This is a genomic window from Candidatus Bealeia paramacronuclearis, from assembly GCF_035607555.1.
Lineage (GTDB): Bacteria > Pseudomonadota > Alphaproteobacteria > UBA9655 > UBA9655 > Bealeia > Bealeia paramacronuclearis.
Map to the genome: position 1 here is coordinate 809,632 of NZ_JAVHWZ010000001.1, position 16,011 is coordinate 825,642.

A 16,011-nucleotide genomic window follows, 5' to 3' on the forward strand; every position below is an offset into this window, starting at 1 on the left:
GGGGTGGGACAAAACCTTCCTGTTCCTCTAGTTGTGTCCCAGGGGAGGAGGTGGTGGTGGAACTATATTTTCCTCTGTGATCTGATTATTCAATTGAATGGGTTCATCTATAGGTCCAGCAAGGGTGCATTGTGTCTCCAAAGTGGGGATAGTTATTTCAGGTTGCATTTCAATTTGTGGTTCAAGATCAGTAGCCATTTTCAAAGTTGAGGATTCAACCTGAATGGGTTCATCTATGAATCCAGCAAGGGTGGATTGTGTCTCCAAAGTGGGGATAGTTATTTCAGATTGTATTTCAATTTGTGGTTCAAGATCAGTAGCCATTTTCAAAGTTGAGGATTCAACCTGAATGGGTTCATTTGTAATTGTTGTAGCGCTGGAGTGGACGTTCAATTCATTAGGCATCACATCATTTATATCAGTTGTTGTCTCCAAATTGTCGCGGGGGGGAAGAGGAGGTGGGGATTCACTATCTTCAATTGAAGGAGTGATCTCGACGATATCGCGGGGAAGTGGGGGGGGCGGTGTTTTTTTCAGAATTTTACTTTTTGCATCAGGATTGTTCTTCATGCTGACGGCCGCCTGTTTATTGATTTCCTCTTGTTTTGCCTCAAAATCTGAGAGTTTAATGCTTGTTTTTTTCAGATTAGCTTTGAAATCGATTTGAGTATTTTTCTCGGTAGCGGCGCCTCCTTTGGTGAGCTCATTCTTTTTGAGCCCTGTTTTGAACGCGCTTTTTAAGGCTTCAACCAATGGATTGCCTGAAGAGGTTTCAGAATCTGAGATTATGTTTTCGGATGATGCAGCTTTTTTAAGGGAGGATCCTAATTTGATTTGATCGAGGAAACTACCTTGAGGTGCATTTTTTTTCGTTTCTGAGATCTTTTTTTGAATGTCCAAAGCTTTTTGGGAAAGAGGTTCTTTTGTCATTGTTTTTTGAATTGAAGTGCCTTTTCCTGAAAATTTTTGACTATCTTTTTGGCTTCTTTCTTCGGCTTTTGTTTTAAGAAGATTAAAATCGTCTTGAGAAATTTTCCCTGAATCTACATCCTTTTGGCTTACCTTTGTCCATTTGCCCTGGATTTTTGCGTCAAAACTTAAGGATTCTGTTGAGGCTCCGCTAATTGCTTTCATCTTTTCTTTGAGAAGGGCTTGATGCTCTGGAGAATTATATTCGGTCTTGGAAAGTCCTTGATCCGACGAAGCGGTACTTGATATTTGGATCTCAGCTTTTTTCGTGATCCCTTTTTTGAGAAATATTTTTCCCAGTTCTTCAAACATTTTTCCAGATTTGCTGACGGTTTCAGAATCGACATTTGATTTTTCGAGTGCTTTTTTGAGGTCACCCTTTCCTTTTGCCATTTTTGCACCTGAAAATCCAAAAGAAGGGGGAGGTGGAGGGGGAGGAGGTGCGCCCATTTCATCTGCGTCTGAATAAGATTCAGGAGAAGGGGGAGGTGGAAGCGGGGTATCTAAACCGCTTTCATCCTCATCTGAAGCACTCGTTTCAACGCCAGCGTCTATTTGTGGTGCGTTTAAAGAAGATGACAATTTATGTTGAGAACTACTGAGATTTAAGTCCTCAGGAGTTCTTTGAATTTCTGTGGGAGAGGGCGTTTTAATAAAGGCGCCCTGGTTTGAAAGGTAATCTTTTACAGAATTTTTGACCCAGTGGCTTACGGAGTTTTCAATCCATTGTGTTGTTTTTTCTGCCTCCCCAAAAGCATGGGGTGAAATTGATTTGTGAAAATCTGTCGGATAAAGAACGCTGGTGTCCAGAGAGGAAGAGCCCTGTTCGAAAGCGCCTTCACTACTTTGAGAAGCCTGATCCGAAGAGGATATCGAGTTTTGAGCGCTTAAATTTCCTTTTGAGTGTAAAATGGGGGTTAATAACTGCTCTTTAAAACCTATCTAAACTTGTATATAGTTATCCAATTATGGATAAGTTATTGAGTATCAGAGAAGCCAGTCGTATTCTTGGAGTGTCAAATGGCACATTAAGGCGATGGGAAAAAGAGAGTCGCCTTGTTCCCGAAAGAACAGCGGGAGGACAAAGACGTTATCCTTTATCTGCCTTGCGCCCTCATCTTGTTCGCACTGAAAAGATAGATAGAAAAACGCTTTGCTATGCTCGTGTTTCCAGTCACGATCAACGGCAGGATTTGGAAAGACAAAAACAAGTCCTTGAGATGTATTGTGCAGCTCAAGGTTGGAAGTTTGAGACCATTGCGGATCTTGGCAGTGGTATGAATTACAACAAAAAGGGTCTGAAGATCCTGATTAGTGCCATTTTAGACAGAGAAGCAGGTCGATTGGTTTTAACCCATAAAGACAGGCTGTTAAGATTTGGAGCAGAATTAATCTTTTCCATTTGTGAGATGAATCAGGTAGAAGTTGTGATTATCAATCAAGGGAAAGAACCCTCTTTTGAAGAGGAACTCGCCAAAGATGTGTTGGAAATTATCACTGTTTTTTCGGCCAGATTGTATGGTGCGAGAAGTAAAAAGAACAAGAAATTATTGGAAGGTCTGAAAGAAGCCTACGATGCTGTTAGTTCATAAAGTAGAATTGAAGCCAAATAATAAGCAGGCGACTTATTTTAGAAAAGCCTGCGGTGTTGCACGCTTTGCTTATAATTGGGCTTTAGATCAATGGAAGAAACAATACCAGAATGGTGAGAAGCCTACAGAAATAAGCCTGCGTAAACTTCTCAATGCTTGTAAGGCGGAAGAATATCCTTGGATGCAAGAGGTCACTAAAAATGCCCCTCAACAAGCCATCAAAAATTTAGGATCAGCTTTTAACCGCTTTTTCCGCAAACAGGGAGGATATCCCAAGTTTAAAAAGAAAGGAATCAGGGATAGCTTTAGAGCGGACAATGGTCCGCCCCAAAAAGGAGAGTCTGCCATTCGTGTGACAGGTAAAAAGATTCAAATTCCTTGTTTGGGATGGGTCAAAATAACAGAGAATTTGAGATTTCAAGGACAAATAAAATCCTTGACGATCTCAAGAGTTGCAGACCGATGGTTTGCATCCATCAGTGTTGAAATAGACAAACTGCCTCATGTACGCAAGAACCAAGGTATTGTGGGTGTGGATTTGGGTATTACAAAACTGGCAACTTTATCCAATGGCATGGTTGTTGAGGGAGCAAAGGCACATACCGCTTTGCTGAAGAAGTTAAAACGATCTTCTCGACAGCTATCTCGTAAAGATAAAAAGAGTATGAATTTTAAAAAGCATACTCAAAAACTGGCACGTCTTCACGCCCGAATCGCTAATATCAGACGTGATTATCTCCATAAGGCAACAACCGATATTGTCCTGAATCATCATGAAATTGGCATTGAAAACCTAAATGTCAAAGGTATGTCAGCGAACAGAAAATTAGCTCGACATATTTTAGATCAGTCTTTTTATGAATTCAGGCGTCAATTGGAATATAAGGCAGGTCTCTATAATGCTCAAATTTTTGTTGCTGATCGGTTCTTTCCGTCAAGCAAGCTCTGCCATAGCTGCGGATGTGTTTATGCGGATTTAAAGTTGTCGGAGAGACATTGGACGTGTCCACATTGCAACCAATCTCATGACAGAGATGTGAATGCAGCCCTTAATTTACAACGTTTATGTACGGGCAGCTCGCCCGAAACTTATGCCTGTGGAGTGGGAAGCTCTGGCTCATTTGCTCGTCAAATAAGTGAAACTACCTGCGTTGAATCAGGAATACAACACCATGCGTAACTTTAGTAAAATATGGTTAGGTTTGGATAAGTTTGTAAGAGCGGATGTGGAGGTTGCGCCAAGTGATTGATTGTCTTGAGTGGCTACTTTATCTTGAAAGAGGTTAATGTCGCCCCTCACTTCAGGACGGGGGCTTCCTTTGAGAGAATGTTCTGGCCCTATATTGTGTTGGGGCGCGGTTTTGGCGAGGGATGGTGCAAAACCTTTAAATGCTGAGCCTACCCCGGTTTTTGGATTTTGAAAAGAAGCCAGCGAAAATCCGCCCTCACCGCTGCTTATGGAATGTCCGCTGAGATCCGTCAGAGATGTTGTTTCTGAGGCTTTTCTCATCGCATCTTGAATTCCCTCACTGCTGGGGTGAAAAATTCCTGCCAGTAAAGTGGCACCTACTGCAAAAATAGAAGTCAATGTGGGCATAATATTTACCTCCAATGATTGAGGTTATGAATTCATCAACGTGAAATTAAATTTATTGCTTATGATTAAATTATAATTCAGAATTAATTAATTTTTTAATAAAATGGCTGTAAAATTTTCTATATCCAGATTTACAAAGAATTGCTTGACATTTGATGTCAAAGTCACCTACATCTAGGTAAAATTTATTCAAGAGAGCGAAATCATGAAAGTTGTAAACTCACTTAAGTCAATCAAGAATCGTGACAAGAACTGCCGCGTTATCCGCAGAAAAGGTCGCGTTTACGTGATTAATAAAACCAACCCACGCTATAAAGCGCGTCAAGGTTAATCATTCTATTTTTCTTTTAAAAGGGGTATGAGATGGCTCGGGTTACGGTTGAAGATTGCATTTTAAAAATTCCAAATCGTTTTGATCTGGTTTTGGCTGCAGGGCAACGCGCACGTCAAATTGCTGCAGGTTCTCCTTTGACGGTCTCCAGAGATAATGACAAAAATCCGATTGTGGCGCTTCGGGAAATTGCCGCCGGAAATGTCCATCCGGAAGAGCTTGAAGAAAGCCTCATTAAAGGTCTTCAACACTATGTTGAAGGTGACATGCCTTCCGATGATGAGCTCATGGAATTTCTGAATGAAGAAGAAACCTTAAAAGGTCAGTTTTCCTCTTCAAATATTAAAGAAACTGAGCTTGCCCTCGGCTCTGAAATCAGCGATGATGAGTTAGAGGAAGAAATTGATGCAGACATCACAACAGAGGTTATTTTGGAGAGTGACGAATAAATCGCTCCACTCTGTCTTGCTTGTTTTTAGAAAACCCTCGCCTTAATTGATTGCGGGGGTTTTTTAATGATACGTCAATTTGAACTTGTTGAAGCCGTTCGCGCTTATGATCCCGATGCGGACGAAGATCTTCTTAATCGTGCTTACGTCTATTCGATGAAGGCGCATGGAAATCAAGTGCGAGCCTCAGGTGATCCTTATTTTAGTCATCCTTTAGAAGTGGCTGGCATTCTTGTGGGGCTCAAATTGGATGTCGCCACCATTGTCACAGCACTTCTTCATGATACCGTTGAAGATACTTTAGCAACCATTGAAGATATCGAAAAGCATTTTGGAAAAGAAATCGCCTTTTTGGTTAATGGCGTCACGAAGCTGTCCCAGTTAGAACTTCAGTCTGATCAAAGTAAGCAAGCCGAAAACTTCCGTAAATTGGTAGTTGCGATGTCTTCAGATATTCGCGTTCTTTTGATCAAACTTGCCGATCGTTTGCATAATATGCGAACTCTTCATTACGTGCCTGCCGAAGAAAAACGTAAACGCATTGCACGTGAAACCATGGATATTTATATGCCTTTGGCTGAGCGTATTGGTATGCATGAGGTTAAAGATGAGCTTGAAGATCTTGCCTTTGTCCAACTTCATCCCGAGGCCCGGGAATCCATCGTCTCCCGACTAAATTTTTTAAGAGAACAAGGGGGAAACCTTGTCAAACCCATTATTGATGAATTGCGGGAAGTGCTTCAAGAACATGGTCTTCATGCACTTGTGATGGGGAGGGAGAAAACGCCTTGCTCCATTTGGCGCAAGATGCAGCAAAAAAATATCACATTTGAACAACTTTCAGACATCATTGCCTTTCGAATTATCGTTGAGACCGAGGCTCAATGTTATCAGGCTCTCGGGATTGTTCACGGGACTTATCCCGTTCTCCCTGGTCGATTTAAAGACTATATCAGCACATCCAAAGAAAATAATTACCAATCCATTCATACGGCTGTTATTGGGCCGAGCCAAAATCGCATTGAAATCCAAATCCGTACCAAGTTGATGGATGAAATTGCAGAATATGGGGTTGCCGCGCATTGGGAATATAAACAAGGGGCTGTTCATGATGGGCACCAATATCGCTGGTTACGAGGGCTTTTGGATATTCTCGAAAACGCTGAAGATCCTGAAGATTTTCTTGAACACACAAAATTGGAAATGTTCCAAGATCAGGTTTTTTGTTTTTCACCAAAAGGCGATCTTATTACACTGCCCAAGGGGGCTACCCCTATTGATTTTGCGTATGCGGTGCACTCGGGTGTAGGGGATCATTGCACGGGCGCCAAAATTAATGGTCGCATTATGCCCTTGCGAACTGCCTTGGAAAACAGAGATCAGGTTGAAATCATGACCTCCAAAAATCAAGAGCCTTCGCCCACATGGGAGCGCTTTGTTGTCACAGGAAAAGCACGGGCTTCGATCAGGCGTTATATTCGCCAGCAAAAACGTCACCAGTTTATAGATCTTGGAAAATCCCTCATTCAAAAAGCGTTTAAGCATGAGCATATTCCCTATTCAGATAAGGATCTGGAGCCGGGAATCAAACTCTTTGATTTTCATACACTGGACGATCTTTATGCCGCTATTGGGGAGGGGGTTAAAACAACGAACGAGCTAATCAGGACGTTGTATCCAGCCCACGTTTCAGACAAACCCAAAAAAGAAGATCAACCAAAAAGAAAGAAGAAACCTGCCGATGATGCCTTGGCGCTTTCGGGACTCATTCCAGGCATGGCCGTTCATTTTGCAAGGTGTTGTCATCCCGTTCCTGGGGATCAAATTGTGGGGATTGTCACTACTGGAAAAGGCGTCACCATTCATACAACAGACTGTAAAACTCTGGCACGCCTTAAGGTTTCACCTGATCGCTGGATTGATGTTACGTGGAACGCCAAGAAAAACAAAGAAGACGATCATATCGCGCGGATTGAATTGGTGGTTATGCATCAACCCGGATCAATTGCGGCCATTACGGGCGTGATTGCCCGGCACGAAGCCAATATTATAAATATTAAAATTAACAATCGAAGCTCTGATTTTTATGATTTCACCATTGATCTTGATGTCAAAGATACCGAGCATTTGTCTGATATTATCGCTTCGCTCCGCATGCTCTCTCGTGTGGTTGAAGTGGAGCGGAAGTAATTTTTTCGTTTATTTTTCCCTCATTCTCAATACAGCAAGATGATAAAAAAAGAAGAATTTAAATCATGAAACGTTGTTGAATGGAAATGGTAGTATTCTCGCGCCAAATTAACGTCTATAATTTTATATAAATTTAAATATATATTAACGAAATTGATTTATAAAATGCCCTTGTGTTGAGGAGAAATATTTTAAATTAATCGCCCTCAATTATAAAACTCATCTCAAGAAAGGGAATAGTATGCTGAATACAATCAATTTTCCGCAAGGAACAACTGGTACAACTTACAGCTCAACCACACCTTTGTGGAATCTGGCTCAAGATCTTTGCCGTTTTGCAAATCTCTCTGCCAACACTTTAGGGAACATAAACGGTTTGAATGGTTTCAATCCGTTAGGCTCAGGCATTTACGGTCAAAACACTGTGGGTTCGCCACTCAACACATTGGGAACTTCACCTTTTGGATATGGTGTAAGCCCGCTTCAATCCACTGTTCAAGATGTGGCTTCCCTCTGTGGCCTTAATTCAGGATTGAATCAAAGTGCTTTTGGAAATCCATTTTTGGGAAATTTCGGAAGCTCACCTTCCGTTTTAAATTCCACATTGCATGCCGGAGTCCAAGCGGGTATTGCCTATGCTTTTAATGCGCTCGCCTCACAATGGGGATGTGCTGGAGTTCAAAATCCTTTCGTGCAAGGCCTTAATAGTGCATTCTCTGGGGTTTCTCCCACAAATTATGGAACTTCAACGACATCTCTCAATTGCATTGATAATGATCACGAGTTCATTGTTGAATGCTGGGCGCCTGGTGCTGAGAGTAAAAACACAAGCGTGACAGTGGTGGGCTCTGAAATCAGAATCCGTGCGCATGCGGCAGGAGTCATGCATACACACACACACGGAACGAGTTCTGGATTTATTTCAGTACCTCTTCCTGGCGTTGTGGACGTTTCTGCAATTAAAGCCACTGTGAAAGATGGCATTGTCAAAATCGTATTGCCAAAGACAAAAGCTGTGACGGACACCATTCGTCAAATTAAAGTCGCTTAGCTTAGGCACCCATCACTGCGAGCCCTTTTTTCAGAAGTAGCAGCTAATAGCTGAAAACTTTGAAAAAAGAGGGTGTGGCAATCCAGAGCTACCTGAAAATCAGGCACACAAAGCTCTGGAGTGCTGCACGCCTCAGACACAAGGTCTTGAGGCGGTCTCGCAATGACGGTTTTTTTGTGTCATCCAATTCTCTCACCCCCTCTATAGCGCTTTCATTTTTCAAAAGAAGGCGAATTTTCTCATTCAAATACTGAATGTTTTTGCAGATCGTTTTTCAACTTAGCTCACTCATAATAAGGGACCTCCTCCACCGTATAATTATTTCCTTTTATGGCACTTCTCCGTTACATTAATAGAGATTGGCTGAGGAGTTTATCAAGGAGTTGATGAATGTTTTCTGGATTTTGCTGGACGATGGGGCGGAGGATGGATTTGATTTTGTGCCACCAATTTCAATCATTTGTAATCATTTTATATCGCTTTGGCTATATCTATTCATAGAGGAAAGACTATAGACCGCATTAATGATAAAATTTTCAAATCCTCAATAAGGTATCTTCAAGTTAAAGGAGTATATCTTTGGTTAAGTGTCTCGTTGGAGTTATGGTCTTAAAAACAAATATGGAATTTTTTTAACTTTTTGAGATGCTGACCGGAACGGCGGTGCAGTAAAATAATTCAGCATGATGATTCGGGAGCGTGATGTTTTCTGTTTTTCATGAGGTGGCCCTGATGTTAATTTTTTTTGTGAGACGGATTGGTTTTCCAAACTGAAAAACCAATTCCTCCCAAAAGAAGAATTAACGTGACACCCAAAGAGAGGCTTGCCGGGACTTTGCCATAGAGTTCGGCATAAAAGATTTTTCCTCCAATAAAAACGAGGATAAGGCCTAAGGCGTATTTCAAATAGGCAAATCGTGGCATGATGGCCGCCCAAGCAAAATAAAGGGCACGCAACCCCATAATCGCAAAAATGTTCGAGGTATAAACAACGTAAGGCTCCTGCGTAATGGCCAAAACGGCAGGGATGCTGTCGACTGCAAAGATAATGTCGGCAAACTCAATGATAAGAAGACTTAAAAAGAGGGGGGTGGCGTGCCAGATCTTTTGTCCTACGTGCGTCTCATTTGCGACTTTGACGAAAAAATAATTCCCATGCAATTTTTTGGTTAATCTCAGTTTTTGGCTGATCCAATTTACAAATTTGTTGCCATCAAGAGAACCCTTTGATTTTTTTGACTTAAGTGTTTGCATTCCTGTGATCATCAGGAAAAGTCCAAAGATATAAAGCACCCATTCAAACTGGGTCACAATGGCAATTCCAAAAGCGAGCATGATTCCACGAAGAAAAATAACACCCAGAATTCCATAAAATAAAACGCGGTGTTGATAACGTTTGGGAATGTGAAGAGATTGAAAAATAAGTGAGAATACAAAAATATTATCAACTGATAATGATTTTTCAACAAGGTAGGCCACATAATAATCTTGGGCAGGGTCAGGTCCTTGTTGGATATAAATCCAAACACCAAAAATCAGCGCAAAAGTAATATAAAATCCTGTAAGAAGAAGGCTTTCCTTAACGCTAACTTCGTGGTCGTGCCTATGCATTCCCTTAAGATCGAAGATAATTAAGGCGGCAATAATAACAAAAAAAATCGCCCACGGAAAAATGGTTGTTAGATCAGTTGTGATATTCTCCAAAAGAGGCCTCAGTTACTTTTTGTTTTTTTAATAATAACTGATTATGAAGGGTAATTCTACCTCCAGTATTTCCAGACGGTGGCCGGTGGTATATTTTGAAGAATAAGACCTAGCTTTTTGTATTCCAAATGAAGATCTTGGTGCTTCAAAGGAGATGTCAGCGCGTAGGTATATTGAAGGATACTGCCCTTGCCTCCCATGGCTTTAAAGCACGCCTCGACGATGTTTTTTTGGACGGAGTCAGGGATATTCCGCATGGGCAAAGCAGAAATAATTGTTGAAATATGCCCTAAGCAAGCGGGAGGAAGAATTTTATCTAAGTGTTCGGCATTTCCTTGAATGACCTTGACACCAAAGGGTAGGGATTTCCTCAAGAATTTCGCAAGTTCAGCATCCAATTCCACCACAATAAGGCGAGTTTCAGGAACGCCCGAATTTAAAATTGCGCGAGAAATAGCGCCGGTGCCTCCCCCAATTTCAATAATGTAGTCGCCCTCATTCATCACTGCGTTTCTGGCAAGAAACGACGACAAGGCTTTAGAGCTCGGTGCAATTGAGCCTAATTGCAGTGGGTTTTTGGCCCACCGTTTTAAAAATAAAAACACTTCACCAAAAGGTACTGTAAATTGTCCTGACATTTCTGTCCCTCATCATTTTGAGCGCTATTTATGTCTTTCTTGGCGGCGAAGATCAAGAGAGAATAATTGACAAACCTTAGAAGTAGGGAAAAGCTTCATTAATCATCCGTCATCTTCAATGCCGCTAAGAAAGCAGATTGTGGGATTTCCACGTTTCCAACTTGACGCATGCGTTTTTTACCAGCCTTTTGCTTATCAAGAAGTTTGCGTTTTCGACTAATGTCACCACCATAACATTTGGCGGTTACGTCTTTCCTCAGCGCAGAGACTGTCTCCCGCGCAATAACTTTTCCACCAATAGCCGCTTGAATGGCAATTTTGAAAAGTTGCCGTGGGATGAGTTCTTTAAGTTTTGCACAAAGAGCACGACCGCGTCCTTCGGCATGGGTTTTATGTACAATCATTGCCAGAGCATCGACGGGTTCGGCATTCACCATGATGGAGAGTTTGACCAATTGGCCTTCCTCGTATCCATCCATATGATAGTCAAAGCTTGCATAACCGCGGCTGATGGATTTCAAGCGATCATAAAAATCAAAAACAATTTCATTGAGAGGAAGGCGATAGACGGCCATGGCGCGATTGCCCACATAGGTGAGATCAAGTTGAACACCGCGGCGATCTGTGCAAAGCGTGAGAACTGGGCCTAAATATTCATCAGGGACCATGATGGTCGCTTTAATCCAAGGTTCTTCGATATAATCGATTTTCACGGGATCGGGCATGTCTGCAGGATTGTGGAGTTCGATAATATCGCCATTGGTCATGTGAATTTTATAGACAACGCTCGGAGCCGTTGTCACAAGGTCGAGATTGAATTCGCGCTCAAGACGCTCTTGAATAATCTCAAGGTGCAGAAGTCCTAAAAATCCACAGCGGAATCCAAATCCTAACGCGGCAGAGCTTTCTGGCTCGAATTGGAAACTGGCATCATTCAAGCGAAGCTTTGAAAGACTTTCGCGGAGTTGTTCGAATTCGGCAGCGTCTGCCGGAAAAAGTCCGCAGAAGACCACAGGAATGCTGGGTTTAAATCCGGGGAGAGGTTCGGCTGTGGAGCGTTTCTCTTCTGTGATCGTATCGCCCACATTGCAATCGCTCACAGCCTTAATACCGGCTGTGAAATAACCTACTTCTCCAGGAGACAATTTATCTAATTTGATGCGTTTGGGCGTAAAAATTCCCACCTGATCGACAGGATAGACGGCGCCTTTGGCCATCATTTTAATGCGCATCCCTGGTTTCATTTCCCCATCAATAATGCGCACCAAGATAATCACGCCCAAATAGGCGTCATACCAGCTATCGACAAGAAGGGCTTTTAAGGGCGCAGTTTTGTCGCCTTTTGGTGCCGGAAGTCGTGTGACAATGGCTTCAAGAACATCGGGTACACCAAGTCCCGTTTTGGCCGAGATCATGACCGCATCACTAGCATCCAACCCGATCACATCTTCAATTTGTGTTTTGACGCGTTCTGGTTCGGCCGCGGGCAAATCGACTTTATTTAAAATAGGGATGATCTCGTGATTATTATCGATCGCTTGATAGACATTGGCGAGCGTTTGGGCCTCAACACCTTGACTGGCATCCACAACCAAAAGAGAACCTTCGCAAGCCGCTAAGGAGCGGCTTACTTCATAGGCAAAGTCGACGTGACCAGGTGTATCCATCAAATTAAGTTGGTACGTTTCTCCATTTTTCGCCTTGTAAGTGAGACGTACTGTTTGAGCTTTGATGGTAATGCCCCGCTCGCGCTCAATATCCATGGAATCGAGAACTTGATCTTCCATTTCACGATCGGAAAGCCCGCCGCAGAGTTGGATTAATCGATCGGCAAGGGTCGATTTTCCATGGTCAATGTGGGCGATGATCGAAAAGTTGCGAATATGGGAAAGGTCGGTCATTGCCGTAAGGTACCCCCGGTTTTGGCGTGAATAGAGTCAATCAGTCGTTTTGAAATGACATTGATTTCCTCATCCGTCAAGGTCCGATCGGGGGCTTGTAATTTTACCCGAAGGCCCAAGGAGACTTTTCCCTCGCCCAATTTTGGGTCCGCAAAGTGATCGAAAATCACAACCTCTTGAACAAGCGCTGGATCAGCCTTTTGCGCCAGCAATCGTAAACTATCAGCGGGCGTATCTTGAGAAATAATAAATGCAAAATCTCGTTCGACCATTTGATAGGGGGAAAGGGTCAGTTTTTGCTTTTTGGTTTTTGATTTGGGCAAAGGTACAGCTTTCACAAAAATTTCAAAAGCAACGACAGGACCTTTGAGATCAAATTTCTTCAAGATTTTGGGATGGATTTCTCCAAAATACGCAAGCACATTGGGGCCTTGCTTGAAGACGCCACTGCGTCCGGGATGGTACCAAGCGGGTGTCTCCCGTGTGCATTGAATGTTTCCAACATTAACCCCCATGGACTTAAGAACAGCCATGGCGTCGGCCTTGGTATGAAAAAGATCTAGTGGATTTGCCCGTGTGCTCCAATTGGAGGAGGACACCGTACCATAACGAAGGCCTGAAGCCATGAGATCCTGTCCTTTATCCGTAGCGTTTTGGTATTGAGGCCCCACTTCAAAATAGGCCCCTTGGGCTTGACCGCGAGTGATGTTTTTAGACGCGGCTTCGAGTAAATTCGGAAGAATGCTTGGGCGCATCACTTTCATTTCTTCACTGATCGGATTGGTAAGCGTAAGATCAGATAATCCACCTCCAAAAAGTTTTGAAAGTGGTTCTGAAATAAACGACCAGGTGATGAGTTCAGTAAGTCCTCGTCCTGCGAGCAAACTGCGCACTTCAAAGCTCCGGGCTTGGGAGGCCGAAAGCGGAAAGTGTGTGCGATCGGAGGAAAAGGGAACGCTTGAAATGTGATCGTAACCTTTGACGCGAAGGATGTCTTCCACAAGATCAGCCTCAATTTCCACATCAAATCGCCAAGAGGGCGGGGTGGCGTGGAAGAGACCGTCGCAACTTTCAATGCCGTATCCCAAGGCTTTTAAAATGTTTTGAGATTCAGATTTATCAACCGCAAGCCCCCCTAATGTGGCCGTGCGTTTGGGTTCAAATGTAATGACTTTGGGGACTCTTGGATTGTGTCCTGCAACATATGCTTGGGAGGCTTTTCCTCCAGAAATCTCAAGAATCATTTGGGTGGCATAATCCAATCCGGGGAGGGCGGTTTGAGGATCGACACCGCGTTCAAGCCGATAACGGGCATCAGAATGAATCCCTAATTTTCGCCCCGCCATGGCAATGCGAACAGGATCAAAATAAGCCGACTCAAGAAGGACATTTGTTGTAGTCGAACCCACAGCTGTTGAGGCGCCTCCCATAATTCCGCCCAAAGAGATAATTCCAGAGTCGTCAGAAATAATAATCATTCCGTCTTCAAGTGTGTACGTATTTCCGTCCAGCGCTTCGAAGGATTCACCTCCTTGAGAAAGCCCGATTCTCAAATTTCCTTTGATTTTGTCCGCATCAAACACGTGCAAAGGGCGTCCTTGATCAAAGGCCATGAAATTGGTGACATCGACCAAAGGCGAGATGACTTTGGCGCCAATGGATTGAAGACGTCTTAACATCCACTCAGGGCTTTGCCCTGAGTTGTTTACATCGGAAATAAGGCGCGTTGTAAAATAAGGGCAACTTTCAGGATCTTCCAGAATTGTTTGAATCGATGTTTGATCATGAAGAGAAAGGGTAGGAGAGGGAGGGGGAGTGAGTTGGCCAATCCCCGTTGCAGCCAAATCTCTGGCAACACCATAAACGCCCAAACAATCTCCCCGATTGGGGGTGATTTCAATTTCAATAAAGGGATCATTGAGTCCTAAAACTTCTGCGTAAACGGCGCCCACAGCAGCGTCTTCCGGGGCCTCGATAATGCCTTCACTGGTCTCCGCCAAAAGGAGTTCTTCTAAGGAGCATAGCATTCCTTGACTTTGAACCCCACGAATTTCACCGAGTTTCAAGGCTTGACCTGAAGAGGGAATTTTGTCCCCCGGTCTGGCCAAAACCGCTTTGATTCCTGTTCGGGCATTGGCGCCCCCACAAACGACTTGAACCTCTCCCTCTCCCGTTTCAATGCGACAGACCTTCAAACGGTCCGCATTGGGATGTTGGGTCGCCTCAATGATTTTGACAACTTTAAACGGTTTTAAAGCAGCACTCTTGTCCTCAACTTTATCAACGACAAGGCCCAAATTCGTAAGAGTCGTGCAAATTTCTTCGAGAGATGCATCTGTTTTTAAATAAGTTTTGAGCCAACTCAGCGTGAATTTCATGATATTAGGCTCCTTTCGTAATTTCCAAAACCATAATTTTGAAGCCACCGCAAATCAGAATCAAAAAAGAGCCTCAAATCATCAATGCCATATTTCAGCATCGCAATGCGTTCAATACCCATGCCAAAAGCAAATCCTTGATACTCTTGTGGATCAATTTCGCAATTTTTTAAAACATTGGGATGAACCATACCGCATCCTAAAATTTCAAGCCATTTGGAGTCCCCATTGCCTGATTTCCATAAAACATCAACTTCTGCAGAAGGCTCTGTAAACGGAAAATATCCTGGGCGAAAGCGAACTTGAAGATCGGGATCTCCAAAAAAGCGCCTCAAAAATTCCTCAAGGCAACCTTTCAAATGTCCCATGTGTGTAGATTTATCAATGACGAGCCCCTCAATTTGATGAAACATTGGCGAGTGAGTCGCATCATAGTCAGATCTGTAAACACGACCGGGGCAAATAATGCGCAACGGTGGTTTTTCTTTGAGCATCGTTCGAATTTGAACGGGAGAGGTGTGTGTTCTTAATACAAGAGGATCTTGGCCTTGTCCGGGCAAATAAAATGTATCCTGCTCTGCGCGGGCAGGGTGTTCGGCCGGAATATTGAGTGCAGAGAAATTATGAAAATCAGATTCAATATCGGGTCCTTCCCGTAGCGTGAATCCCATCTCACCAAAAATAGCAATGCACTCATCAATGGCTTGAGAAATGGGATGGATTTTCCCTTCCATTTCAGGGCGTGGAGGGAGCGAAATATCGATCGTCTCAGACGCCAATTTCTCATTGAGCTCTTTGTCCTCAAAATGCCTTTCCTTCTCCTCAAGGAGGGAAAGAATATGATCTTTAAGAGTATTGAGCTCGCCTCCTCGAGATTTGCGTTCCTCAGGAGATAAAGATCCCAAAGATTTCATTTCCTCGGTGAGTGTGCCCTTTTTTCCCAAAATGGAAACGCGCAAGGATTCGATATCATTTAAATTTTGGGCCCTTTGAACTTGCTCTTCAAAACTTGTCTTTAACTGATGGAGTACACTCATTGAATTCTTTCAAGCTTAAACTTTAACTCAGATGTCTTATAGCACGCATCTCCCCCCCTTCGCCAAGAGGGGAGAGGTAATTATTTTTTTATGACGAGGGTGCGTGTTAAACGGATATTAATGTCATTAAATACGATTTTAATTTCAATTTCAATTAGTTGTTATGTATGGGAA

General features: G+C 43.1%; 13 protein-coding genes. 6 read left to right on the forward strand and 7 right to left on the reverse strand.

Annotation, left to right across the window (positions count from 1 at the left end):
* Window positions 1–27: 27 nt before the first annotated feature.
* The gene (locus Bealeia2_RS04115; RefSeq protein ID WP_331255846.1) at window positions 28–1,551 is read right to left on the reverse strand and encodes a hypothetical protein; all 1,524 of its coding nucleotides are present in this window, start codon (window positions 1,549–1,551) and stop codon (window positions 28–30) included.
* 386 nt (window positions 1,552–1,937) lie between these two features.
* Between Bealeia2_RS04115 and Bealeia2_RS04120 the strand changes: the two genes are divergently transcribed.
* Both Bealeia2_RS04120 and Bealeia2_RS04125 read left to right on the forward strand, forming a co-directional pair.
* Complete coding sequence (locus Bealeia2_RS04120; RefSeq protein ID WP_331255279.1) at window positions 1,938–2,561, forward strand: IS607 family transposase; 624 nt, start codon at window positions 1,938–1,940, stop codon at window positions 2,559–2,561.
* Window positions 2,545–3,741, forward strand: coding sequence for an RNA-guided endonuclease InsQ/TnpB family protein (locus tag Bealeia2_RS04125; RefSeq protein ID WP_331255280.1), 1,197 nt, complete (start codon window positions 2,545–2,547; stop codon window positions 3,739–3,741). Before Bealeia2_RS04120 ends, Bealeia2_RS04125 begins: the two co-directional genes overlap by 17 nt.
* Here the strand turns inward: Bealeia2_RS04125 and Bealeia2_RS04130 are convergent.
* Window positions 3,718–4,158, reverse strand: coding sequence for a hypothetical protein (locus Bealeia2_RS04130; protein ID WP_331255847.1), 441 nt, complete (start codon window positions 4,156–4,158; stop codon window positions 3,718–3,720). The genes Bealeia2_RS04125 and Bealeia2_RS04130 overlap by 24 nt on opposite strands.
* A 205-nt stretch (window positions 4,159–4,363) precedes the next feature.
* Here Bealeia2_RS04130 and ykgO point away from each other — a divergent pair, with 205 nt between their 5' ends.
* From ykgO to Bealeia2_RS04150, 4 genes are all read left to right on the forward strand, one after another.
* Window positions 4,364–4,489 (forward strand): type B 50S ribosomal protein L36, encoded by a 126-nt coding sequence (ykgO, locus tag Bealeia2_RS04135; protein WP_331255848.1) that lies wholly within the window; start codon window positions 4,364–4,366, stop codon window positions 4,487–4,489.
* Window positions 4,490–4,521: 32 nt separating this feature from the next.
* Window positions 4,522–4,938, forward strand: coding sequence for a DNA-directed RNA polymerase subunit omega (rpoZ, locus tag Bealeia2_RS04140; RefSeq protein ID WP_331255849.1), 417 nt, complete (start codon window positions 4,522–4,524; stop codon window positions 4,936–4,938).
* A gap of 66 nt (window positions 4,939–5,004) precedes the next feature.
* The gene (locus tag Bealeia2_RS04145) at window positions 5,005–7,128 is read left to right on the forward strand and encodes a RelA/SpoT family protein (RefSeq protein ID WP_331255850.1); all 2,124 of its coding nucleotides are present in this window, start codon (window positions 5,005–5,007) and stop codon (window positions 7,126–7,128) included.
* A gap of 241 nt (window positions 7,129–7,369) precedes the next feature.
* Window positions 7,370–8,179: an Hsp20/alpha crystallin family protein gene (locus tag Bealeia2_RS04150; protein ID WP_331255851.1), complete on the forward strand. Its 810-nt coding sequence runs from the start codon at window positions 7,370–7,372 to the stop codon at window positions 8,177–8,179.
* Window positions 8,180–8,914: 735 nt separating this feature from the next.
* Here Bealeia2_RS04150 and Bealeia2_RS04155 read toward each other — a convergent pair.
* From Bealeia2_RS04155 to pheS, 5 genes are all read right to left on the reverse strand, one after another.
* On the reverse strand, window positions 8,915–9,883 hold the full coding sequence (locus Bealeia2_RS04155) for a TerC family protein (RefSeq protein WP_331255852.1): 969 nt from the start codon (window positions 9,881–9,883) through the stop codon (window positions 8,915–8,917).
* Window positions 9,884–9,939: 56 nt separating this feature from the next.
* Window positions 9,940–10,521 (reverse strand): class I SAM-dependent methyltransferase, encoded by a 582-nt coding sequence (locus tag Bealeia2_RS04160; protein WP_331255853.1) that lies wholly within the window; start codon window positions 10,519–10,521, stop codon window positions 9,940–9,942.
* 98 nt (window positions 10,522–10,619) lie between these two features.
* On the reverse strand, window positions 10,620–12,422 hold the full coding sequence (gene lepA, locus Bealeia2_RS04165; protein WP_331255854.1) for a translation elongation factor 4: 1,803 nt from the start codon (window positions 12,420–12,422) through the stop codon (window positions 10,620–10,622).
* Complete coding sequence (gene pheT / locus Bealeia2_RS04170) at window positions 12,419–14,800, reverse strand: phenylalanine--tRNA ligase subunit beta (protein ID WP_331255855.1); 2,382 nt, start codon at window positions 14,798–14,800, stop codon at window positions 12,419–12,421. Before pheT ends, lepA begins: the two co-directional genes overlap by 4 nt.
* Window positions 14,797–15,837, reverse strand: coding sequence for a phenylalanine--tRNA ligase subunit alpha (gene pheS / locus Bealeia2_RS04175; protein WP_331255856.1), 1,041 nt, complete (start codon window positions 15,835–15,837; stop codon window positions 14,797–14,799). The genes pheT and pheS overlap by 4 nt, the downstream gene beginning before the upstream one ends.
* Window positions 15,838–16,011: the final 174 nt, after the last annotated feature.